The organism is Reyranella sp. CPCC 100927 (assembly GCF_007859315.1).
Lineage (GTDB): Bacteria > Pseudomonadota > Alphaproteobacteria > Reyranellales > Reyranellaceae > Vineibacter.
This window is the reverse complement of the sequence record NZ_VOHA01000005.1, coordinates 53320-74924: the sequence shown is the minus strand read 5'-3', so window position 1 is coordinate 74924 and position 21605 is coordinate 53320. Positions and strand designations below refer to the sequence as shown.

General features: G+C 67.6%; 19 protein-coding genes. 1 reads left to right on the top strand and 18 read right to left on the bottom strand.

Features of this window, described 5'->3' with window-relative positions; translation table 11 throughout:
- Positions 1 to 44 precede the first annotated feature (44 nt).
- From FQU96_RS15745 to FQU96_RS15695, 11 genes are all read right to left on the bottom strand, one after another.
- Positions 45 to 1043: a FecR domain-containing protein gene (locus FQU96_RS15745; RefSeq protein ID WP_146542257.1), complete on the bottom strand. Its 999-nt coding sequence runs from the start codon at positions 1041 to 1043 to the stop codon at positions 45 to 47.
- A 100-nt stretch (positions 1044 to 1143) separates the two neighbouring features.
- Positions 1144 to 1656: an RNA polymerase sigma factor gene (locus FQU96_RS15740; protein WP_146542256.1), complete on the bottom strand. Its 513-nt coding sequence runs from the start codon at positions 1654 to 1656 to the stop codon at positions 1144 to 1146.
- Complete coding sequence (locus FQU96_RS15735; protein ID WP_146542255.1) at positions 1653 to 2339, bottom strand: TonB C-terminal domain-containing protein; 687 nt, start codon at positions 2337 to 2339, stop codon at positions 1653 to 1655. Before FQU96_RS15735 ends, FQU96_RS15740 begins: the two co-directional genes overlap by 4 nt.
- A gap of 196 nt (positions 2340 to 2535) precedes the next feature.
- Entirely contained in the window at positions 2536 to 3924 is a 1389-nt protein-coding gene (locus FQU96_RS15730) for a DUF4038 domain-containing protein (protein ID WP_146542254.1), read from the bottom strand.
- A gap of 69 nt (positions 3925 to 3993) precedes the next feature.
- Positions 3994 to 4467 (bottom strand): OsmC family protein, encoded by a 474-nt coding sequence (locus FQU96_RS15725; RefSeq protein ID WP_146542253.1) that lies wholly within the window; start codon positions 4465 to 4467, stop codon positions 3994 to 3996.
- Between the two features lie 33 nt (positions 4468 to 4500).
- Positions 4501 to 5757 (bottom strand): MFS transporter, encoded by a 1257-nt coding sequence (locus FQU96_RS15720; RefSeq protein ID WP_146542252.1) that lies wholly within the window; start codon positions 5755 to 5757, stop codon positions 4501 to 4503.
- A gap of 47 nt (positions 5758 to 5804) precedes the next feature.
- Positions 5805 to 6620: a phytanoyl-CoA dioxygenase family protein gene (locus FQU96_RS15715; protein ID WP_146542251.1), complete on the bottom strand. Its 816-nt coding sequence runs from the start codon at positions 6618 to 6620 to the stop codon at positions 5805 to 5807.
- A 69-nt stretch (positions 6621 to 6689) separates the two neighbouring features.
- Positions 6690 to 7553 (bottom strand): pyrroline-5-carboxylate reductase, encoded by an 864-nt coding sequence (gene proC, locus FQU96_RS15710; RefSeq protein WP_146542250.1) that lies wholly within the window; start codon positions 7551 to 7553, stop codon positions 6690 to 6692.
- Positions 7550 to 10687 carry a bifunctional proline dehydrogenase/L-glutamate gamma-semialdehyde dehydrogenase PutA gene (gene putA / locus FQU96_RS15705; RefSeq protein WP_146542249.1) on the bottom strand — a complete coding sequence of 1046 codons (3138 nt, stop codon included), beginning with the start codon at positions 10685 to 10687 and terminating at the stop codon, positions 7550 to 7552. The genes proC and putA overlap by 4 nt, the downstream gene beginning before the upstream one ends.
- A 30-nt stretch (positions 10688 to 10717) precedes the next feature.
- Entirely contained in the window at positions 10718 to 12217 is a 1500-nt protein-coding gene (locus FQU96_RS15700; protein ID WP_146542248.1) for an NAD-dependent succinate-semialdehyde dehydrogenase, read from the bottom strand.
- A gap of 44 nt (positions 12218 to 12261) precedes the next feature.
- Complete coding sequence (locus tag FQU96_RS15695; RefSeq protein WP_146542247.1) at positions 12262 to 13947, bottom strand: thiamine pyrophosphate-binding protein; 1686 nt, start codon at positions 13945 to 13947, stop codon at positions 12262 to 12264.
- 131 nt (positions 13948 to 14078) lie between these two features.
- Here FQU96_RS15695 and FQU96_RS15690 point away from each other — a divergent pair, with 131 nt between their 5' ends.
- A complete protein-coding gene (locus tag FQU96_RS15690; RefSeq protein ID WP_146542246.1) occupies positions 14079 to 14999 on the top strand; it encodes a LysR family transcriptional regulator in 921 nt (306 codons plus the stop codon).
- A 75-nt stretch (positions 15000 to 15074) separates the two neighbouring features.
- On the opposite strand, the gene FQU96_RS15685 is transcribed toward FQU96_RS15690, so the two are convergent.
- The 7 genes from FQU96_RS15685 to FQU96_RS15655 form a co-directional block, all read right to left on the bottom strand.
- The gene (locus FQU96_RS15685) at positions 15075 to 15872 is read right to left on the bottom strand and encodes an enoyl-CoA hydratase/isomerase family protein (RefSeq protein ID WP_146542245.1); all 798 of its coding nucleotides are present in this window, start codon (positions 15870 to 15872) and stop codon (positions 15075 to 15077) included.
- Positions 15873 to 15957: 85 nt separating this feature from the next.
- Complete coding sequence (locus tag FQU96_RS15680; RefSeq protein WP_178130530.1) at positions 15958 to 16743, bottom strand: SDR family NAD(P)-dependent oxidoreductase; 786 nt, start codon at positions 16741 to 16743, stop codon at positions 15958 to 15960.
- The gene (locus tag FQU96_RS15675; RefSeq protein ID WP_146542244.1) at positions 16740 to 17999 is read right to left on the bottom strand and encodes an acyl-CoA dehydrogenase family protein; all 1260 of its coding nucleotides are present in this window, start codon (positions 17997 to 17999) and stop codon (positions 16740 to 16742) included. The genes FQU96_RS15680 and FQU96_RS15675 overlap by 4 nt, the downstream gene beginning before the upstream one ends.
- 12 nt (positions 18000 to 18011) lie before the next feature.
- Positions 18012 to 19148, bottom strand: a complete 1137-nt coding sequence (locus FQU96_RS15670; RefSeq protein ID WP_146542243.1) for an acyl-CoA dehydrogenase family protein — start codon at positions 19146 to 19148, stop codon at positions 18012 to 18014.
- Between the two features lie 163 nt (positions 19149 to 19311).
- A complete protein-coding gene (locus FQU96_RS15665) occupies positions 19312 to 19968 on the bottom strand; it encodes a glutathione S-transferase family protein (protein ID WP_146542242.1) in 657 nt (218 codons plus the stop codon).
- Between the two features lie 130 nt (positions 19969 to 20098).
- Positions 20099 to 20950, bottom strand: coding sequence for an inositol monophosphatase (locus FQU96_RS15660; RefSeq protein WP_146542241.1), 852 nt, complete (start codon positions 20948 to 20950; stop codon positions 20099 to 20101).
- Positions 20951 to 21047: 97 nt separating this feature from the next.
- Positions 21048 to 21572: a hypothetical protein gene (locus FQU96_RS15655; protein WP_146542240.1), complete on the bottom strand. Its 525-nt coding sequence runs from the start codon at positions 21570 to 21572 to the stop codon at positions 21048 to 21050.
- Positions 21573 to 21605 lie beyond the last annotated feature (33 nt).

Below are 21605 nucleotides of genomic sequence, written 5' to 3'. Positions count from 1 at the left end.
ACTGATTCCGCCGAAGCGGCGGGTCCCGGTCGTCATCAGCGGCGTCAACCCAACAGCACGATGCCACCGGGCAACATTCGCACGCGCACCGCAAAGGCCTGCTCCAATCGGCTCAGGATCTCGTTCATGCGATCGGCCCGGAAACGGCCGCTGACCGGCTTGCGGCCCAGTTCGGCGTTGACCAGAATGATCCGGCCCGGCCGGTAGCGGTTGATCTCGTCCACCACTTCAGCCAGCGGCGTGGCACGGAAAACCACGATTCCGCGTTGCCAGGCCGAGGCGGCCTCGGCATCGACCGTAGCCACCCGCCCCAGACCTGCAGCGCCATAGCGCACCTGCTGCCCGGGGCCGAGCACCATCCTGTCCGTGCCCCGCTCGATCCGAACATCGCCGTCGAAGCATGTCACGCACACCGACGCCCCGGCATCACCCTGCAGGTGGCGCACATCGAAGCGGGCATCCGTGCCGATGGTGCTGCCAGCGGCGGCCAGCACGATCAGCGACCGCCGCGCCTGCGGCTCCATCACAAAGGACGCTTCGCCGGCGATCAGTTCGACGCGATCGGCAAGTCCTTCGGCAGGCCGCACGACGAGACTGGTCTGCGTGTTCATGCGCACGGCCAGACGATGGGCCAGCGTGATCTGCCGCTGCTCGCCGGTGGCGGTCCGGTAGTCGGCATTGAGCTCGGATAGCGACGGCCAGAGTCGAAACGGCGGATCGACAACGGCGTAGGCGGCAGCCGCCGCCGTCGCAAGTCCGCCGCCCAGCAACACCCGGCGAGACGCGGTCCGGCGCGGATACGCTGCGTTCAGGGCCAATGCGCCACGGTCGGCCTGCACGCTACGCGCCGCCGATGCGATCTCCCCCCACACCCGGCTCGCTTCGGTAAATGCGGCCCTGTGCGCCGCGCTTCGCGCGCACCAGCGCTGCAGCGCTGCCGAATCCTCGGTCGTGGCGCGGCCGGACACCAGCCGCTGAACCCAGGCGACAGCCTCGCGCTGCAGCGGATCGAGGGTGGTCGTTTTGCTTCTGGCCTCGCTCATGCCTGTGTGGCGCCTTGCAGCGTCCTCCCCACGATCAAGCGACGTCGGGCCAGGCCGGCCCCTGCCACCAAGACGAGTCTTGCGGGCGTAACGCGCACGATCAGCCCTTCGTCTCGCCGCACCGGGCAACGCAGTGCTCGTGAGCCAGGCGCAGCTCTTTCGACACCAGGCGCAGCGAAATACCCAGACGATCGGCGATCTCCTGGCGCGGCAGGTTGTCGAGCCGTGCCGCCAGCAGGATCGCCCGCCGGCGTGGCGGCAGTTCGGCCAGGACGGCGGCCAGTACCTGATGTTCGGATCGCGCTTCGGCAACCTGCGCCGGACCCGGTGCCGCATCGGCGAGATGAAGCAGGCTGTCGATCTCAGCCGTCGACAGATGCCGCTTCTCGGCGCGCCGGCGATCCTGCGCCACATTGAGAACGACACGCAGAAGGTAGTTGCCGGGATTGCGAACCGTACCGATGGCGTCCGCCCGCGCCAATCGCAGCCATGTGTCCTGCATCACGTCGGCGGCCACATCGGTTGAACCCAGGCGCCGCGCAAGACGCGTCTTGAGCTCGTCGTAGCAGTCGAGAAAAAGCCGGCGAAGCGTAGCCAGCGGTGTTTCCGTCATCGCCGGGATCTCGCCGGACCGTGACCCGCACCATCGGTCCCGCAGCCCATAGTCACGTCGGGTGCCTGCGGCACGATCAGGATGAGGACGGGCTGAACGAAACCCGGTGGCGGCGGCGCGCCGATGGTCAGGCGCTGCAGGGTTGCGTCAATCCGGGCGTCGAGATCGGCGGCGCCGGTCGAACTCAGCCGTTCGTGCCTCTGGACGTCGCCCGAGGGGCCGAGCCAGAACACCACCGCAACGCGATAGCTGCCCGGCAGCGCCGTGCTGTTCCAGCAGAATGCCTGTCTCAGGCTGGCCTGAATGCGGGCGTAGTACCATTGCTGGAGGGCTGGTGCCGCGGCGGCGCCCCTTGTCTGGCGGTGGTCTGGCGTCGACACCAGGACGAAGGACTGATCCGCCATGAACCGGGGCGAAAGCCCGGTCCCCTCGAGCAACTTCAGCAGCGCGGCTTCCGGCGTCAGCAGGCCGCGCACGGCCATCGAGCGTCGGCTAACGACCATGCCGGTGCTGTAAAGAACCTCGCGCCCCGTGGCATCGCCGTAGCGGTCGAGCGCCGACGCCAGCGGCTGAGCCGGAATGTCGAAAGCGACCAGCCGGTTTCGTGGGCTCCTGTCGCTGCCGGACGTCGCAGCGATCGCTTCATCAGGCGCCGCGAGGGCGGCCCCTGCGCCTGGAATCAAGGCGAGCGCGAGACAAACTGCCCGGCAGCGCCGGGCAATCCCCCAACAAGACCGTCGCGCACGGAGGCTGGAACCAGGCAAACGTTATCGACCCGCAGGCTGCTCGCATCGGCGGGCTACGCTAAGAATGATCCTTTACATCATTGTTGCACGATGGCGACGCGTGCCGGGATAAACCGGGGTTATCGCTGGCGCGCTATCGGCTGCCCACCCCGCCCTGATAGTCGCGCCGCACCTGCGGGTAGACCCAGGCGCCGCCCCAGGTGTAGTCGTAGGCCATATTGAAATCGAGCCAGCTTTCGCTGTGGTACTGCGTGAAGCTCGACTGCACGCCGGCGTGTGCGGTCACGAGCTGGTGCGGGGCGATCGCCTTGAACGCCCGGGCCATAGCGTGCACGGCGCTAGCCTTGCCCTCGGCGTTGCTGTCGCCGGCCACGATCCAGGCGATATTCTGGTACGCTCGATAGCGGTTCGCGAGATACCGGCCCCACGCCGTCGCGTTGTGATCATTGATGTACACCTCGAAATCGCCGCCCTTGGCGCCGAACCAGGCCGGTGCGAGCACGAGATAGAAGCCCGCCGCGCTGGCCTGCCGGATCACCTCGTCGGCGTGCCGCATATAAGCCTCGCTCACCGAGGCGACATCGAGGATCCTGCCATTGGGGAACGGCCGGTTGCCGTTGACGTCGGGCTCGTTGACCAGATGCGCCTCCGGCGCCGCGCCGGCCGGCAACACCATGATCTGCAGCGTGTTGAACCCGCGTGCCTTGCGGTTGACGAGGTAGGCGTGAATGTCGGCGGGTTTCCCCTTCCAGATCATCCACCACGGCGTATCGGCCTGATAGAAGAACGGCCGGCCATGACGGTCCACAAGATGGCGACCAGTGCGGCTGACTTTCAATGGAAAGGCCGGCGCTGGCGCCGCTGCGCGCGGCCGGCCTGTCTCGAGCACCAACACCCAGTCGCCATGACCGATCGCATTGTTGCCCGGCGTCGCGAAATCGCGGCGGCCGCTGTTGGCCAGCGCTGATCCGGCGATGGCTCTGTATTTGCCGTTCGTGGGATCGAACCAGCGCGCCATCACCGGGCCAGCGAGCCGGCCCATATCGATGCTCACGGTGCGCGGGGTCGGGATGTAGGCGATCACCAGGCTGCCGTCGCTGGCGCGCGCCGTCGTCGCATAGTCGACCCCCTCGCCGGCGCCGGCCGTCATGACCGTGCCGTCGAGATCAGGCACCAGCTTGTGCCAGGCGCGCGTGGTGAAAAGGTCGCTGGTGTGCTTCATCTGCGCGGCGCTGGCGGCATTGAGCGCGGCGGGGAAGTCCTGATCCCATCGCAGGTCGCCCCACCGCCATATCCCCTTGGCGCCGTAGGCATGACCGGCACCGCCCGACAGGATCGTCCAGTATGCCTGCTTGCGCGTGATGAAGTCGTACGGCTTGGGGCCCCACTCGCCCTCGTAGTGGCTCTCGCCGAGGATGACCGGCTTCGCGATGACGGCCGGACGCCCCTGGGTATCCTGCGCCACGGCCGGCATGGCGCTCGCCAGAGCAGCGATCAAGGCGATCGAGAGCAACCGTTTCATGACAGTGCCGAATTTTGGCAGGCTCGGACACTGACGACAATCGTGGCTAACGCCACGCTGCCTTGGATATTACGAGCCCACCGTCACGTCCGCATCGTGGGTCACGGGGAAGTTCACCGACCGCGCGATGAAACACCTGGCGTGCGCCACCTCGTGAAGGTCGCGCGCCTTCTGTAGATCGGTCCCCGGCGCCAGCACCACGCGCGGACGCAACACCACTTTTTCGAATTGCCCGGCACCACCGGCCGTCTCTTCCACCATGACGCCCTCGGCCGCGTCCTCGTAGGCGAGAACGGCGATGCCGGCCGCGGCGCACAGCCCCATGTACCACAGGTGATGGCAAGCGCAGAGCGACGCCACCAGCAGGTCTTCCGGCGTCCAGCGTGCCGCATCGCCGCGGAACACCGGATCCGACGACCCGGCGATCGGCGGCTTTCCGGGCATCGTCAGCGCATAGGCGCGGACATGGTTGCGAAACGAAGGAGAGTCGTCACGACCGGTCCACTGGAGGCCCAAGCGGTAGGTATGCACACGCTCAGTCACGGGAATCTCCTTCGTTGGGGGTGGCCGGCGGACCTAGCCGATGGCGCGCTTCAGGCCGCCGGTCTGCGGCGCCGGTTGGCTGGCGATCTCGTCGATCTCGGTGATGTCGACATTGCGCGTCTCGCGGAACGTCCACACCCAGAGGCCGACGAACAGGAACTCCGCGGCGCTCACCACCACGATGGGCGCGTAGCCGTAGAGCGGCAGCACCATCGGCACGACCAGCGGCGGCAGGAAGGCCAGGCCGCGCGCGACCTGCAGGGCGCCCGACATCCCCGTCGTGCGCACCGAGGTCGGGAACGCCTCGCTGAACAACGCACCGAACACGGTGGCGCCGTTCGCCCCCACGAAGAGCACGAAGAACGGCACAAGGATCAGCCAGGAATGCAGGAGCGTGCTCCACGTCGTGGCCAGCACCACCGCGGCCACGGTCGCCGTCACCATGAGGATGGAGAGCGTCCAGCGCCGTCCGACGCGGTCCAGCAGCCAGGATCCCAGGGCGTTGCCGACAAGGCCCGCGACACCCGAGAAGAACAGCCACCACGACGCCTTGGTGACGGTGAGTCCTTGCGAAACCAGATAGGACGGCAGGAATGTCGCGATCCCGTAGTAGGCGAAGAAGTAGACGGTCGCCAGCACCAGGCACTTGGCGAAGGGCACCATGAAGGCGGCCGACCAGATCGTCTCCCAGGCCCGGCGCGCCGACTCGGCGTGGCGTGCCTGGCGTTCCCACACCTCGCTCTCCGGGCTCATGGCGCGGACGTAGAGGGCGAAGAGCACGGGCAGACCGGAGATAGCGAAGGTCCAGCGCCAACCGATCTCGGGCGCCACGTAACCGCCCACCAGGGCCGCCAGCATGATGCCGACAAAGCAGCCGCCATAGAGCAAGCCGCTCCAGAAGCCGCGCCGGCGCGTCGGCACCAACTCCGAGACCAATGACTGCCCGACGCCATACTCGCCGCCGATCCCCAGGCCGCCGATGATGGTGAGGAGCAGCATCGTCTCGTAGTTGGGCGCGAAGGCGCGGGCGAAGGTCGCGAGCGCGTAGATCACGATCGTCAGCACCAGCGTCGGCTTGCGACCCCAGCGATCGGCGATCCAGCCGAAGATGATGCCGCCCACCGCCAGCGACAGCAGCTGCGAGGAGAAGAGCCAGCCGGCCTGCACGACGCTCAGGCCGAACTCGGCGCGGATCGGCAGCACCAGGAAGGTGAGAAGGAAGACCTCGTAGTAGTCGAAGACCCAGCCCAGGTAGGCGCTGATGAAAGCCGCTCTCGTCTTGCGATCCATGATGTCTTCCTCCCCTTCTCGTTGCCCCGACAGACCCCGTGCTCCGGTCAGGCGGTTGCGGCCGCCAGCAATGCCCGGTCGTCCACCACCTCCAGGGCATGGGGATGGGGATTCATGATGTAGTTGTTGGAATGCTTGCGCCGCGGTCCGCCGGGTACCGGCCGGTTGTCGCCGCGGCTGTAGGCGAAGTAGAGGTTGCGCCGGTCGCGGTCGGACCGGTTCTCGGTCGAGCCGTGCACGAGATTGCCGCAGAAGATCACCACCGTGCCGGCCGGCCCGGTGCATTCGACGATGCCGCGGCGCGCGACAAGGCTCTCGACCCTGGGATCCGGCACGATGTGCAGCGGATAGCTGGTGGTCCAGGTGTCGTAGACCGGGTCGATCATCCCCTCATGATGCGAACCCGGCAGGAAGCGCAGCGGACCGTTCTCGGTCTTGGTGTCGTCGAGCATGACCAACACCGTCAGCATGTCGCGGTGCCCGCCGTGCGGCATGCCGTCCATGTGCCAGCTCGTATAGTCCTGGTGCCATTGGAAGACGTCGCCCTTGCCTGCGACCTTGTAGTTGAGGCGCGACTGGTAGAGATAGACACCCTCTCCCAGGAGCTGCTTCACCGGTTCGAGCACGCGCGGGATGCGGTAGGCCGCGGCGCAGGCCGCCGAGTCGATCTCGATCGCCCAGGCAGCGCGGATGCTGGTGCCGTCCTTTTCGATGACGTTGGCGTCGGGATGACCGCGGCGCGGCGTGCGCAGCATCTCGGCATCACGCTGCAGGAGCGCGACCTCCTCGGGGCTGATCAGGCCCTTCAGGATCAGGTAGCCGTCACGGTCATAGTCGGCGATTTGCTGCTCTGTCAGTTTCATGACCTTCCTCCACGGATTGAAGTCGTCGCACGACGCGATTAAGACGTCCAAAACCCCGAACGATCGTTATTAAGACCGTTTCAGTCTCAATTTGATCGGCCGCCCGCCGTCGGCGCGGGCAAGCTCGCGGGCGCGGCGCAGGGCTGCGGCCAGCGTCCGCTTCAACAGCGATGGCAATGCGTGCCGCCCCTCCAGGACATCGAGGGCCGCCTGTGTCGTGCCGCCGGGGCTTGTCACCGCCGCCTTCAGCGCCTCGGCACGGTTCGCGCCATCCACCAGCATGTCGGCGGCACCGACCACGGTGGCGCGCACCAGCGCATCAGCCAACCCGACCGGCAGACCGATGCGAGCGGCGGCGCAAGCGAACTGTTCGACAAAGGCGAAGACATAGGCCGGACCGCTGCCCGACACCGCCGTCGCCAGGTCGATCTGCGCCTCCGCCGTGACCCACACCGTCTGGCCAACCGTGGCAAAGACACGCTGGCACAGCGCTCGCACGTCCTCGCCCGGCCCGTCGGCGTACATCACCGTCATGCTGCGGCCGACCATGGCCGGCATGTTCGGCATGGCGCGGAACACGGGACGTTGCGGCCCCAGCGCCGCGCGCAGGCTCGCGCAGGACGTGCCGGCGGCGATCGACACGACCGCGGTTTCGGCCGGCAGCACGGACGCCACCGGCGGCAGGACGAGCGGCAGCGCCTGCGGCTTCACGGCCAGCACGACCAGCGCGGGCGGCTGTTCCTCGCCCAGAGCCGCCGGCGTCGCGCGCAACATCACGGGCGCATCACCGAGGAGGCCACGCGCGCGATCCATATCGGGATCGATCGCGAGCACCTGAAGGCCATCGGTCGCCGCGAGGCCTCGTGCCAGTGCCGCACCCATGTTGCCACAGCCCACGACAGCGATGCGGATGGGGTCGCGATCGAGGGTCATGCCGGGCCTGTCTCGTCGGGCAGCGACATCAGGGTCGCGTTGCCGCCCGCCGCCGTCGTGTCGATGGACACCGTGCGCTCTGTGGCGAAGCGCGCCACGTAGCGCGGCCCACCTGCCTTGGGGCCGGTGCCAGACAGGCCTTCGCCGCCGAACGGCTGCACGCCCACGACAGCACCGATCATGGAGCGGTTCACATAGAGATTGCCGACACGGGCGCGCCGGCGCACGGCTTCCACCGTGCGGTCTATGCGACTGTGCACGCCCAAGGTCAGCCCGTAGCCGGTCGCGTTGATCTCATCGATCACGGCATCGAGGTGGCCTGCCGACCACCGCACGACATGGACCACGGGGCCGAACACCTCCTGTGCGAGGCGGTTGCCGCCCTCGAGCTCGACCAGCGCCGGCGCCACGAAGTTGCCGACGGCGCAAGCCGGATCAAGCGGCGCACGGTGCAGGATCCGCCCCAGGCCCGACGACAGATGTGCCTCGACCCGGTCCCGGGCTGCCGCGTCGATCAGCGGCCCGATATCAGTATCCGGGCGCGCGGGATCAGCCACGACCAGTTCGGCCATCGCGCCGCCCAGCATGCGGATCACGGCATCGGCGATCTCGGCCTGCAGGTAGAGGACGCGCAGCGCCGAGCAGCGCTGGCCGGCGCTGCGGAAGCCCGAGGTCATCACGTCGGCCACGACCTGTTCGGGCAGCGCCGAGCTGTCGACGATCATGGCGTTGATGCCGCCGGTCTCCGCGACCAACGGCACGATCGGACCATCCTTGGCTGCCAGCGTTCGCGCGATCGCGCGGACCGCCGCGGTGCTGCCGGTGAAGGCGACCCCGCGCAGCCGCGGATCGGCCACCAGCGCCTGCCCGACGGCGACACCGCCCGGCAGCAAGGCCAGCACGCCGGGCGGCACGCCCGCGGCTTGGAGGATCGCCACGGCCCGCGCCGCGATCAGCGGCGTCTGCGGCGCCGGTTTGGCCAGCACGGGATTGCCGGCGACCAGCGCCGCCGCAACCTGGCCCATGAAGATGGCGAGCGGAAAGTTCCACGGACTGATGCACGCCATCGGGCCGCGGCCATGCAGCGTCAGCACGTTGCTTTCGCCCGTCGGTCCGGGCAAGCGGTGTGGCGCGAACGCGCGGCAGGCCTCGCGAGCGTAGTAGCGGCAGAAGTCGACAGCTTCGCGCACCTCGGCGACGGCATCACCCAGGGTCTTGCCGGCCTCGCGGACGCACAGCGCGATGAAGGCGTCGCGGTCGGCCTCCAACAGGTCCGCAGCGCGATCGAGGATGGCAGCGCGCGCCGCGACGTCGGTCGCGGCCCAGCCTGGAAACGCCGCGTCGGCCAGTTCGACGGCACGATCGACATCGCTGATCTCGGCTTCGACCACGTGGCCCATGATACGGCGGCGGTCGGACGGATCGACGACGGGACGCTCTGTCCCGCCACGGCTTTGGCTGCCGACCAAGGGCGCGGCCTTGTGGATAGCAGACCAGACCGGTGCCAGCCGATCCAGGAGCGCGGCCGTGGCATCGCGGTCGGCAAAATCGAAGCCTCGCGAATTGAGCCGGTCGGTGCCGAACAAGTCGGCGGGGCGCGGAATCGGATGGACGGGCTGCACCAAGAGGGCCTCTGCTTTCACGACAGGATCGGCCAGCACGTCGTCGAGGCCACGCCCGGCGTCGGCGAGCTGATGGAGGAACGAACTGTTGGCGCCATTCTCCAACAGGCGGCGCACGAGATAGGGCAACAGGTCGCGATGGCCGCCGACGGGTGCGTAGACGCGACAAGCAAAACCCTCGCGCGCGACCAGCGCGTCATAGAGGCCGTCGCCCATGCCGTAGAGGCGCTGGAATTCGAAGTCGCGCCGATCGCCCGCCCACTCGATCAGGGTCGCCACGGTAAGGGCGTTGTGGGTGGCGAACGCTGGATAGAGATGGCGAGCTTGCAGCATCCGCCGCGCGCACGCGAGATAGGAAACATCGGTCAACGCCTTGCGCGTGAAGACCGCGTAGTCGTCGAGCCCCTCCTCTTGTGTGCGTTTGATCTCGGTGTCCCAGTAAGCGCCCTTGACCAACCGTACCGACAAGGTTCGGCGCGTGGCGCGTGCGAGGGCTTCCAGCCAGTCGATCACGCCCACAGCGCGCTTCTGATAGGCCTGGACGGCGACGCCGAAGCCTTCCCAGGCAGCAAGCTGCGGTGCGCGCATCACGCGCTCAATCAGGTCGAGCGACAGGTCCAGGCGCTCGGACTCCTCGGCATCGACCGTCAGGCCAATGCCGGCGGCCGCCGCCTCCACCGCCAAGGCCAACAGACGCTCGCCGAGCATGCCCAGGCAGCGCTCGGCCTGCAGCGGTTCATAGCGCGGATGCAGGGCCGAGAGTTTCACCGAGATGGTCGGTCGCCGACGTGGCACGGGCGTGCGCGCGACGGCCAATGTTCCGGCGTGGCCGATCGCGTGCCGATAGGCGTCGAAGTAGTGGTCGGCATCCGCCCGCGTGCGCGCCGCCTCGCCCAACATGTCGAAGGAGTGACTGAAAGCCCCCTGCTCCGCGGCGGCGCGACGGGTAGCCTCCTCGATGGAGCGGCCCAACACGAAGCGGCGCGCCATGAGCCCCATGGCGGCAGTGATACCGCTGCGCAGGACGGGATCGCCGCCGGCGGCCAGCAGGCGCGTCAGGGCATTGTCGGCTGCGTCGGTGCGCGCGAGAAAGGCGCGGCTCAGCGCCAACGCGCGGTTGATGCCCTCGAGGACCAGCGAGTTCGATCGCGCCGAGGACGCCCAGTCACCCGACAGAATCTTGTCGCGCACCAGTTCACCCGATGTCGCGGCGTCCGGCACTCTCAGGAATGCCTCGGCCAGCCGCAGCAGCGACAGGCCTTCGGGCGTGCCCAGCCGATAGCGGTTCAGCAACTGCTCGCTCGATGTGCCGGCGCTGTGCGCCCGCAAGCGGCGCACCAGGTCGATGGCGCGTGCGTGGACGCGCTGCCGCGCCTCATCCGACAGCCTGGCATCATCGGCCAGTCGGCGGGCGAGCGTTGCCTCGTCGCAACGATGCAATGCGCGCAGCGTAGCGCGCAGGCGCGGCACCGCATCGGCGCGGATCTCGGAGGGAAGGCTGGTATCGGGCATGGACCGGCACAGGTTCGATGGGCGCCGCGATCAGGTGAGGCCGCCGACGCAGACCTGCTTGATCTCGAGGTAGTCGGCGATGCCATACTTCGAGCCTTCGCGACCGACGCCCGATTCCTTGAAGCCACCGACGGGCACGATCTCGGAGGCGAAACTGCCCTCGTTGATCGCCACCGATCCGAACTCCAGCGCCTCCGCGACCCGCCAGGCGCGCGCGAGGTCCCGCGTGAAGAAGTATCCGGCCAGACCGTATCGGGTGTCGTTGGCCAGGCGAATGGCGTCCGCCTCGGTCTTGAACCGTACCAGCGGCGCCACCGGCCCGAACGTCTCCTCGCGGCACACCAGCATCTCGGTCGTGGCGTCGGCGAGCACCGTCGGCTCGTAGAAACCACCCCCGAGGGCGTGGCGACGCCCGCCGGTCAGGATGCGGGCCCCACGTTTGCGTGCATCGACGACGTGGGCATCAACCTTGGCAACGGCGTCAGCGTTGATCAGGGGACCGATCGCCGATCCGTCCACCGTTCCGGGCGCGACGCGCAGGGCTTCCACGGCGCGCACGAACTTGTCGGCAAAGGCGTCATAAACATCATCCTGGATGAAGAACCGGTTCGAGCAGGTGCAGGTCTGCCCCGAGGCGCGGAATTTCGAGGCCATCGCCGCCATCACCGCGCGGTCGAGGTCGGCGTCGGCGAAAACGATGAAAGGCGCGCTGCCGCCCAGCTCCAGGCTCAGCTTTTTCATCGTGCCAGCGGCCTGGCGCATCAGCAGCTTGCCCACCTCGGTGGAGCCGGTGAAGGAAAGCTTCCGAACAACGGGATTGCTGCAGAGTTCCCCGCCGACTTCGGGAGCGCCCGCGGCGCTTGATGTGATCACGTTCAGCACGCCGGGTGGCAGCCCCGCCTCCTGCACCAGCGCGGCCAAGGCCAGCGCCGAGAGCGGCGTGTCCTCCGCCGGCTTCAGCACCAGGGTGCAGCCGGCGGCCAGCGCCGGGCCGCACTTGCGGGTCACCATGGCGCTGGGGAAATTCCACGGCGTGATGGCGGCCACGACGCCGACCGGCTGCTTCAGCACCAGGATGCGCCGGTCGTTGCTGTAGGTCGGGATGACGTCGCCATAAGCGCGTTTTGCCTCCTCGGCGAACCAGTCGATGAAGCTGGCGCCGAACAGCACTTCGCCGCGGGCTTCCGGCAGCGGCTTGCCCTGCTCTGCCGTCATGATGGCGGCGAGATCGTCCTGATGGGCGACGATCAGGTCGAACCAGCGGCGCAGGATCACCCCGCGCTCCTTCGCCGTCTTGCCGCGCCACGCCGGCAGCGCCGCGTCGGCCGCCGCGATCGCGCGCACGACATCGGCGCGGCCCATGTCGGGCACATGCGCGACCGGGTTGCCGGTCGCCGGATCGACAACTGCGAACCGGCGCTGCGTGGTCGCGTCGACCCAGGCGCCGCCGATGAACGCCTGCTGTCGAAGAAGCGCGGCGTGCTTGAGCAACGGCGCGGGGGCAACCGTGGCGATGGTGCTGTCGGGCATCGTGGTCTCGTCGGTGGAAAGAAGAGCGTGAGGCGAGCGGACGGTCAGGCAACCCATTCGCTGACGGGCGCATTCGCCTCGTGCAGAGGCTGGGAGATGACGTCGACCAAGGTCGGCCCGTCGTGCGCGATCGCCTGCGCCAGGGTGGCGCGCAGCTTCTCGGGATCATCGACCCGGAAGGACTTCACGCCGTAGGCAGCCGCGACGGCGGCATGGTCGGTGCGGTCGAAGTCGACCGAGAAATAGCGTCGATCGAAGCCAGTCTTCTGCCCTGCCTTGATCCAGCCGTAGACGCTGTTGGACAGGACGATGAACGTGATGGGCAGCTTGTGGCGAACCACCGTTTCCAGCTCACCCACCGTGAATCCGAAGCTGCCGTCGCCCATGACGGCGATGCACTTCTTGTCCGGACGACCGAATTGCGCGCCGATCGCAGCGGACAGGGAGTAGCCCAGCGCGCCGTGGGCGCGGTTGGTGATGAAACTGCGGCCGGTCCGGCTGCTCTGGAAGTAGGCCGACAGATACGGACACGGCGTACCCGGGTCGGCGACCACCACGGCATCCTCGGGTGCGACCCGCTGCAATTCGGCGACGAAGCGCTCCGGTCGGATCGGCCGTTCGTCAGAGCGGGCGAACTTTTCGAAGGCTGTGAACTTTTCCGCCTTCAGACGCACGAGCGTGGCGGGCTCGATTCTCGATGTGGCCGGCGTCGTCTCCAGTGCCGTCGCCAGGGCTGCGAGCGCCAACCGAGCGTCACCCACCAAGGCGACATCGGCCCGATAGTTCGTACCGATCACGGTCGGGTCGATATCGATATGCACGACCTTTACCTTCGCGGGATCAGGGAAACGCCAGCGTTCGGTGGTCACCGAACCGGCACGGCAGCCGACGAAGATCACGAGGTCGGCGGCGGCCACGATCTCGCGTGTCTGCGGCGTACCACCATTACTGCCCACCACGCCGACACTGAGCGGATGCTGGTCGGACAGGCTGCCCTGGCCGCTGATCGTCGTGGCGACCGCCAGGCCGGCGGCTTCCGCCAGTCGCGTCAGTTCGGCTTCGGCACCCGACAGCACGACACCACCGCCGCAAATCACCACGGGCGTACGCGCCGCGCGGATCAGGCGGACCGCCTCTTCGACCGCCGCCGGATCGGGCGCCACGCGGCGCGACGGATAACGGCCCAGGGCCTCGTCCGCCCAGACGCTGGCAGAGTCCACGGGACCCGTCTGCACATCGTATGGCAGGCCGATATGCGCCGAGCCCGGCTTGCCGGTCGTCATGTGGGTGAAGGCAGCACGCAAGGTCCGCGGCACATCGACGGACCGATCCAGCACGGCATTCCATTTGGTCAGCGGCCGGAACAGGCTTTTCTGGTCGAGCTCCGTGAGCGCAAAGCGGCCGCGCGAGGACACCGACACATCGGTCGTCACGGCGAGGATCGGCACGGAAGACTCGTTGGCCTCGACCAGACCGGGAAGAATGTACGTGGCACCACCGCCACTGGGCCCCTCGCAGATACCGACCTTGCCGGTGACCCGGGCATAGGCATCGGCCATGTAGCCCGCCGAACGCTCGTCGCGCGTGAGCACATGCTTGATGCCATGGTCGAGACGATGCAGCGCGTCATACAACGGCAGGCTGGTGTCGCCGCACAGGCCGAAGACATGCGTCACGCCATGCAGCCGCAACATATGGACAAAGGCCTCTGCTCCCGAAAGCTCGTTCATTCATCTCTCCCTGGGTGGGAAGCGGCCGGCGTGGTGCGCGACGCGGTGTTTCATCTGAATGAAGCTTTAGTTGCACGGAGCGGGTTATATCTCCAATATTATCAATGACCTTTATTGAGAGCGTTGAAGATATGCTCGACCACCTCCCCGACATCGACCTGCGGCAGATGCGTTCCTTCGCAATCGTGGCCGAGGAGCTTCATTTCAGCCGCGCCGCCGAACGGCTGGGCATTGCGCAACCGCCGCTCAGCCAGCAGATCCGCCGTCTCGAGGCGAAGGTCGGCTGCCGTCTGTTCGATCGCGGTACCCGCAAGGTCGAACTGACGGAGGCCGGGCGTGCCTTGCTGACGACGATCCGGCGCATCCTGCTGGACGTGTCGACCGGCGTCGAGCAGGCCAAGCGCATCAGCCGTGGCGATGCCGGTGTGCTCGACGTCGGTTTTCCCGCGACCGTCGCGCTCGCGATCCTGCCGCAGGTCATCCGATCGTTCCGGCAGCGTTACCCGGACATCGAATTGCGGTTGTCTGAACTGCCGACGACACCGCAGCGCGACGCACTGCGCGCCGGCGCGCTCGATGTCGGCTTCCTGCGCGAACCGGAGGCCGACAGCACGCTGCAGATGGAAACCGTGATGAACGAACGGTTCATGGCCGCGCTCCCGTCCAGCCACCGCCTGGCCAGCCGCGAGACCATCGCGCTGTCGTCATTGGCACAGGAGCCGTTCGTGCTGTTCCGGCGCGATGTCGGCCCGATGTTCCACAGTCGCATCCTGGGTCTCTGCGGCCAGGCCGGCTTCACGCCACGCATCATCCAGGAGTCGCTCGAATGGCAGACCGTCGTCAGCCTCGTGCGGGCTGGCCTGGGCGTATCGATCGTTCCCGAGTGCGTGGTGAACCTGCGGCTGAAGGGCGTCACGTACCATCCGCTCGCCGCGTCGAAGATCCGCACGTCCGTTGTGATGTGCTGGCGAAAGGATAACCGCCGGACGGCCCTGCTCCACTTCATCGACGTCGTGCGCAAAGTCACCCGCAACCAGGCGCCGCCCGCCTAGCAGCCTGCGGACGTAGCGCGCGGTACCGGAACGCGGCCACGCTGCCTTCGTGTACCGCGAGCGAGTGATGGACCGTCAGGCGTCCTTGTAGACGGGCGGGCGCTTTTCGAGGAAGGCGCGCAGGCCCTCGGCGAAGTCGGCGCTGCGGGCGCACAGCACCTGGTTGCGGTTCTCGATGGCCATCGCGGCCTCCAGCCCGGGTGCATCGACGGCGAGGTTCAAGCCCTCCTTCGTCAGGCGCAGCCCCATCGGGGCGGCAGAAAGCATCTCGTCGATGTAGGGCTGCGCCGCCGCTTCCAGGTCGGCGTCGGGAACGACCTCCGAGACGAGCCCCGTCGCCAGCGCGCGCTGGGCGTGGATGAAGCGCCCCGTCAGCATCAGCTCCGACGCAACCGACAGCCCCACCAGGCGCGGGAGAAAGTAGCTCACGCCCATGTCGCAGGAGGACAATCCAAGCCGAATGAAGGCAGCGTTCATGCGCACGCTCTCGCCGGCGATGCGGATGTCAGCCGCCAGCGCGAACGCGAGGCCGCCGCCGCAGGCCGCGCCATGGACGAGCGCGATGATCGGCTGGGGGCAACGGCGCATCTTCTGATAGACGTCCGCGAGATAGCCCTGAAAGCCGAAGCCGCCGCCGAACGGCTTTTCACCCTCGCCCGCGGCCTTGATGTCCAGACCAGCGCAGAACGCGCGGCCGGCGCCGCGCATGACGACAACGCGGCAATCGCGGTCGTGGTAGAGGCCGCCAAAATACTCGGCGAGTTCACCGGCCATGCGCGTGTTGATGGCATTGAGCATCTCCGGCCGGTTCAGGGTCAGCCAGTGGACGTTTCCGCGGGCCTCCACCTGAAACGTCTCGTAGCTGTGCGGCATGACGTGGTCTCCTGCGAGAAACCCAAACTCTCAAGACAGCGCGAACTTGCGCCTCAACGTGGCGATTTCGATTGCGCGCGCCGGATCACCGGCCCTGCTGGCCGTCGTCGACGCGGATGCTGGTGCCGGTGACCGCATCGGAGGCCGGGCTCACCAGGTAGAGCAGGGTCGAGTCAAGCTGAGCGGGATCGCCCAGGCGCTTGCGCGGAAAGTGGGCGGTGATGTCGCCCATGCGGCTCAGCATCCCGTCCATCATCTCCGAGGCGAAGGCGCCCGGCGCGATGGCGTTGACGTTGATGCCATAGCCGGCCCACTCGACCGCCAGCGCCTCGGTGATGCGCACGACGGCAGCCTTGCTCACCGAATAGAGCGCAGCCCCGCTGCCGCGGTAGTTGTAGGCGGCCGACGAGGCGATGTTGACGATGCGCCCCGGCTTGCCGGCCGCAATCAACCGCCGCGCCACCTCGCAGGAGAGCACGTAGGGGGCGCGGATGTTGATGTCGATGACCCGGTCGATGAGCTCCAGCGGCATCTTGTGCGCGCGCTGGGCGTCGGGGATTCCGGCGTTGTTCACCAGGATGGTGACGAGCCCCAGCGCTTCCTCGGCCTTGGCCACGGCTGCAACCAGCTGGCCGGCATCAGTGGCATCCATGGCGACCGGGACCGCCTGCCCGCCCGCGGCGCGGACCTCCTCTGCCAGCGCCTCCAGCCGCTCGACCCGCCGCGCCGCCAGCGCCACCTTGGCGCCGCAGCGCGCCAGCACCTTGGCGAAGCGCAGGCCCAGCCCCGACGAGGCGCCGGTGACCAGCGCCGTCTGGCCCGACAAGTCGACGGAATTGTTGGGCAACGGATAGTTCACGACGCTACTCATGACTTGGCCCTGCCGCTGGTGGGGATGTCCTTGAAGGGCACGTCCTTGTCGACGCGGATGTCGCCGGGCAGCCCCAGCACGCGCTCGCCGATGATGTTGCGCAGGATCTCGTCCGAGCCGCCTTCGATGCGCGTCGCCGGCGAGCGCATCAGCAGCGACTGGAAGCGACCGTCCTGCGGACTCGTCTCGTCCCAGACGACGCCGGCCTGACCCTGCAGATCGAGCGCGAACATCGCCAGTTCCTGCATCGTGGCGCCGGCCACCAGCTTGCCGATCGAGCTCTCCGGTCCCGGCGTCTGGCCCTTGCTCAGCGCCGTGATCGCACGCATGCCGGTGTACTTCAACCCGCTCTGGCGCACCGCGAACTGGGCCAGCCGCGAGCGCACCGCCGCATCGTTCGCCGCCGGCTCGCCGTCGACCTCTGCCTCCAGGCAGAAGCGGAACAGCTCGGGGAAGTATGTCGACATGCCGGTGCCGATCGACAGCCGCTCGTTCATCAGCGTGGTGAGCGAGACCTGCCAGCCCTGCCCGACGGCGCCCAGGCGCTGTGCGTCAGGAATGCGTACGTCCTTGAAGTAGACCTCGTTGAAGCCCGACTGGCCGTTGGCCTGCTTGATCGGCCGCACCTCCACACCTGAAGTGCGCATCGACAGGAAAAACATCGTCAGCCCCTTGTGCTTGGGCACATCAGGGGCGGTGCGGGTGATGAGCAGGCCCCAGTCGGAATGCTGGGCGCCGCTGGTCCAGATCTTCTGGCCGTTCACGATCCAGTCGCCCGAGCCGTCCTCGGCGCGCACGGCGCGCGTGCGCAATCCGGCCAGGTCGGAGCCGCCTGCCGGCTCGGAGAACAGCTGGCACCAGATCTCCTCGCCCGAAGCCAGCGGCGGCAGGAGGCGCTGCTTCTGGTCCTCGCCGGCCCAGGCCATGACCGTCGGGCCACACATGCCGTGGCCGATGACGAAGGGGCCGGAGAGGGCGCTGTAGATGCCCTCCTCCTGGCCCCAGATCACCCGCTCGATCGGCGAGCGGCCGGCACCGCCGTATTCCTTCGGCCAGTGCAGGCAGGCCCAGCCTGCTTCTGCCTTCTTCTTCTGCCAGGCCTTCGAGGCCTGCAGTGGGTCCTCGCTCTGGACGGCGCTGGAGCCGAAGCTTGCGCGCTTCAGCTCCGGCGCGAGATGCTTCGGCGCATGGGCATCGATGAAAGCACGGGCCTGGGCGCGGAACGTGGCTTCCTCGGGCGTATCGTCAAAATCCATCGTCCGCCTCCGTCAGGCCGCTGCATTGAGATTGCCGGCGCTCATGCGTTCGATCAGCAGGCTCTCCCAGGTCGAGAGCGAGCCCAGTGCGAGTGCCAGCGCATTGGAACGCCGGTAAAAGAGGTGGCAGTCGAAGGCCCAGGTAAAACCCATGCCGCCGTGCACCTGGATGTTGTTCTTGGCGCAGTGCTGGAACGCCGTGGTGGCCGAGACGCGCGCCGTCGCGGCCGCCACGGGCAGCTCCACCGCACCCGACGCCAGCGCCCAGGCAGCGTAGTAGCAGTTCGACCGCGCCAAGGTGGATGAGACGTACATGTTGGCCAGCATATGCTTGATCGCCTGGAACGAGCCGATCGGGCGACCGAACGCCATGCGGTCAAGCGCGTAGTCGCGCGCCATCTCGAGTGCACGGTCGGCGCCGCCGACCTGCTCGAAGGCCATCAGGATGGCAGCGCGATCCATCACCTGGGTCGTGACGTGCCAACCGTCGCCCGTGCCGCCCAGCGGCTCGGCCGGCGCGTTGTCGAAGGCAATGCGCGCCTGGCTGCGCGTCGGGTCGATGGTCTTCAGCGTGTCGCGGCTGACGCCGGGGCCGTTCAGGTCGACCACGAACAGTGAGACGGCGTCCGCGCCGCGACCGCCTCCGGCGCGCGCCAGCACGATGGCGACGTCGGCGATGTCGCCGTCAGATACGGGCGACTTCACGCCGGACAGGCCTCCGCTCGCAACGGCTGTCTGCACCTTGTCCGGCGTCATGCGCCCCTGTCCTTCGACGAAAGCGAAGGTGCCCACGGCCTGGCCGCTGGCGAGCTTCGGCAGCCATGCCCGCTTCTGCGCCTCGGAGCCCGCCTGCAGCAGAAACTCGGCGGCGAGGTAGATGGAAGACGCTACCGGCACGGGCGCCAGCGCCCGACCCAGCTCCTCGGCCACGACGCACAGCTCGAGGTGAGAGAGGCCGACGCCGCCGTAGGCCTCCGGGATCGCAGCGCCGAGTACGCCCAGCTCGGCGAGGCCCGCGTAGAGGCCACGGTCGAACGGCTCGGGCCCCTCCAGGATGGTGCGCACGGCGGCCGGCGTGCAGCGCGCGTCGAGAAAGCGCCGGACCTGGTCCTTCAACGCTTTCTGTTCTTCGGAAAAATCCAGGTTCATCTGCCGCCCCTCGCGCGGTGCACTTTCGGCGGCATCCTATCGCCCTCCTTTCATCGGTCGCTATTGCCCTCGCCCGCATAGCGATCGCTGCCGCAGAATCTCCACGCGCGGGTCGCGCCAACGCGATCGCGCGCCGGCCAGCGCTGCCGTGTCCGGAATCCACCTAGCCGTGATCGGGCTTGGCGCGCTTCGGGATACCGGGCGGTGGGTCGGTGCGTTGGAAACTCGGCCGCGTGGCGTGCCGTTCGTAATAGCGGGCCAGATTCGGCGCCGCGGCAACGGCTGCCGCGCCTTCCGGGAACTGCTGCACGCGATGGAGGATCGGCAGCAGGTTGATATCGGCGAAGGTGAACTGGTCACCCACGAGATGGCCGCTGGCGGCGACCGCCTGGTTGAGAATGGCGACCTGCTCGCGCAGCGCCGGCATGACGGCATCGATCGCCACGCGATCGGGTTCCTTGCCGGCGAGCATGGGCACGATGTAGGCAACGACGTAGGTCCGGATGAGCGTGCGGTCCATCACCGTGTTGACCAGCGATACCCATTGCTCGGTGAGCGCGCCCAGGTGCGGATCGGTCGGCAGGACGTATGGCGCCGGGAAGCTGCGATCGAGATACGTGGCGATAGCTTTCGATTCGAACAGCGCGACATCGCCATGGCGCAGGACCGGCATCTTGCCCAGGGGGTGGATGGCCCTGACCTCCGGCGCGTGCAGCGGCCGCTCCGTCAGCACGTACTCGATCCTCTTCTCCTCGCAGACCATGCAGACGGCCCGCGTGTAGGTCGATTGCATCGAGCCGATGATCTCAGGCGGCGACATGGCTCTCTCCCCGGTGCCTCTGAGCTGATGTCTGCGCTTCGCTCAGGATACCCTAGTCCGGTTCGACAACTTCCGTATGACGATGGTAAGGCGGCACGGAACGACAATCACCAACTGCCGGAGCCCTGGCCTAGCCGTCCACGGTCGAAGGCTGCGCTTGCTCCAGCAGCGCGTTCCGGGCGAGGCGCCAGCTCGCTTCGTCCGGGGCGCAGATAAGTCCGCCGGTCCGATGTGTCGGGTGGTACGGGGTGCCGTCGAAATGAGCGCTGTGACCGCCGGCCTCCCGGTGCAACAGCCAACCCGCCGCATGATCCCACGGCATCAGCTTGTTGTAGAAAAGAAGATGGCAGTGTCCTGCCGCGGCCATCCGGTATTCGTGCGCGGCGCACCGCAGCCATGAACTCATCGCCAGCCGCGACAGATTGCCATTGACGATGGTCCGCCGCGGCTCCGGCAGAAAGTTCGTCGCGACGATCGCGTCCATCTCGTTGACCGGCACCGCGCCGGCGACCCTGAGATCGACGCGGGTGCCATCTTCGCCTTGCAGCCATGCCCCTTCACCCCTGAGCGCGAAGGCGGTATCGCGGCAGACGGGATCGTGGATGGCGGCAAGGACAACCTCCCCGCGCATGGTCGCCGCGGCCATGACCCCGAACAGAGGCAGTCGGGAGGCAAAGTTCTTGGTGCCGTCGAGAGGATCGAGAATGAATGCCAGATCGGCGGTGCCGATCGCGTCGAGCAGGCTTTCGTCCTCGGCCGTCGCCTCTTCACCGACGACGGCTGCGCGGGGATAAGCAGCCTCGAGTGCGGCGGAGATGGCCCGCTCGGCCGCCTCATCGGCATCCGTCACGACGTCGAAGCGCGATGACTTCTCACGCACCTGCCCGGCGGCGAGCGCACCGAACCTCGGCATGATCTCGGCTTGGGCAGCCCGTGAGAGGATCTCGCCTAGCCGAAGCGCATCATCGATCGTGAACAGCATCCTTGGTCCATAGTGAAGCCCATGCACCATACGGCCACGCGACCGAGGACGAAAGGAGTGCGCGACTCTGCTGGTGCGCGACGGGCGAGCAGAACCTTCAATCGATACTGCGCTGACGGCCGGCGCCTTCCTTGCAAGCCGTTGCCAGTTGATGCAGCGGAGCAGCGTCGCCGACGAACCACGGATCGTCGGTAATGTTGATGGCATCGATCGTCATCTCACTGCCATCCGGCTTGAGGATGCTCAGAAGCTTGTCGTCGATGGCAAAGCTGACCAGAAAGCGCTCCGGCGCACCATCCACCGCAGCCGGAGACGAGACCGAGACACCGTGGCGAGCGAAGCCCATCTGCTTCACGTCAGGCATTTTCTTGGTATCGAGATCGGGCTCGGCATAGTAGCGCAGGTCAAGGCGACCTTTCTCGGGGCAGGAGGCTTCGAAAATCACGGTCTTGAGGTCGTCGGCGAGGAATGTCGCGGTGCGCCGAGGCTGGCCTGCGGCGTTCACGTCGCGGATAGCCCACTGCTGCTCCCGCTTCCTGACCGGATCTGAATTCTGGGCCACGGCGATGCCTGAAAACACCGAAAGCGCCACAACAACACTGACAACCAGCTTCGCGTTCATTCCCGTCTCCCGCTGGGACACTCCTTCTGGTGC

Excerpts from the sequence above, each read along its gene's own strand:
- FQU96_RS15745 (WP_146542257.1), bottom strand. The coding sequence starts at position 1,043 with ATGAGCGAGGCCAGAAGCAAAACGACCACCCTCGATCCGCTGCAGCGC.
- FQU96_RS15740 (WP_146542256.1), bottom strand. The coding sequence starts at position 1,656 with ATGACGGAAACACCGCTGGCTACGCTTCGCCGGCTTTTTCTCGACTGC.
- FQU96_RS15730 (WP_146542254.1), bottom strand. The coding sequence starts at position 3,924 with ATGAAACGGTTGCTCTCGATCGCCTTGATCGCTGCTCTGGCGAGCGCC.
- FQU96_RS15720 (WP_146542252.1), bottom strand. The coding sequence starts at position 5,757 with ATGGATCGCAAGACGAGAGCGGCTTTCATCAGCGCCTACCTGGGCTGG.
- FQU96_RS15715 (WP_146542251.1), bottom strand. The coding sequence starts at position 6,620 with ATGAAACTGACAGAGCAGCAAATCGCCGACTATGACCGTGACGGCTAC.
- proC (WP_146542250.1), bottom strand. The coding sequence starts at position 7,553 with ATGACCCTCGATCGCGACCCCATCCGCATCGCTGTCGTGGGCTGTGGC.
- putA (WP_146542249.1), bottom strand. The coding sequence starts at position 10,687 with ATGCCCGATACCAGCCTTCCCTCCGAGATCCGCGCCGATGCGGTGCCG.
- FQU96_RS15700 (WP_146542248.1), bottom strand. The coding sequence starts at position 12,217 with ATGCCCGACAGCACCATCGCCACGGTTGCCCCCGCGCCGTTGCTCAAG.
- FQU96_RS15695 (WP_146542247.1), bottom strand. The coding sequence starts at position 13,947 with ATGAACGAGCTTTCGGGAGCAGAGGCCTTTGTCCATATGTTGCGGCTG.
- FQU96_RS15690 (WP_146542246.1), top strand. The coding sequence starts at position 14,079 with ATGCTCGACCACCTCCCCGACATCGACCTGCGGCAGATGCGTTCCTTC.
- FQU96_RS15685 (WP_146542245.1), bottom strand. The coding sequence starts at position 15,872 with ATGCCGCACAGCTACGAGACGTTTCAGGTGGAGGCCCGCGGAAACGTC.
- FQU96_RS15680 (WP_178130530.1), bottom strand. The coding sequence starts at position 16,743 with ATGAGTAGCGTCGTGAACTATCCGTTGCCCAACAATTCCGTCGACTTG.
- FQU96_RS15675 (WP_146542244.1), bottom strand. The coding sequence starts at position 17,999 with ATGGATTTTGACGATACGCCCGAGGAAGCCACGTTCCGCGCCCAGGCC.
- FQU96_RS15670 (WP_146542243.1), bottom strand. The coding sequence starts at position 19,148 with ATGAACCTGGATTTTTCCGAAGAACAGAAAGCGTTGAAGGACCAGGTC.
- FQU96_RS15665 (WP_146542242.1), bottom strand. The coding sequence starts at position 19,968 with ATGTCGCCGCCTGAGATCATCGGCTCGATGCAATCGACCTACACGCGG.
- FQU96_RS15660 (WP_146542241.1), bottom strand. The coding sequence starts at position 20,950 with ATGCTGTTCACGATCGATGATGCGCTTCGGCTAGGCGAGATCCTCTCA.
- FQU96_RS15655 (WP_146542240.1), bottom strand. The coding sequence starts at position 21,572 with ATGAACGCGAAGCTGGTTGTCAGTGTTGTTGTGGCGCTTTCGGTGTTT.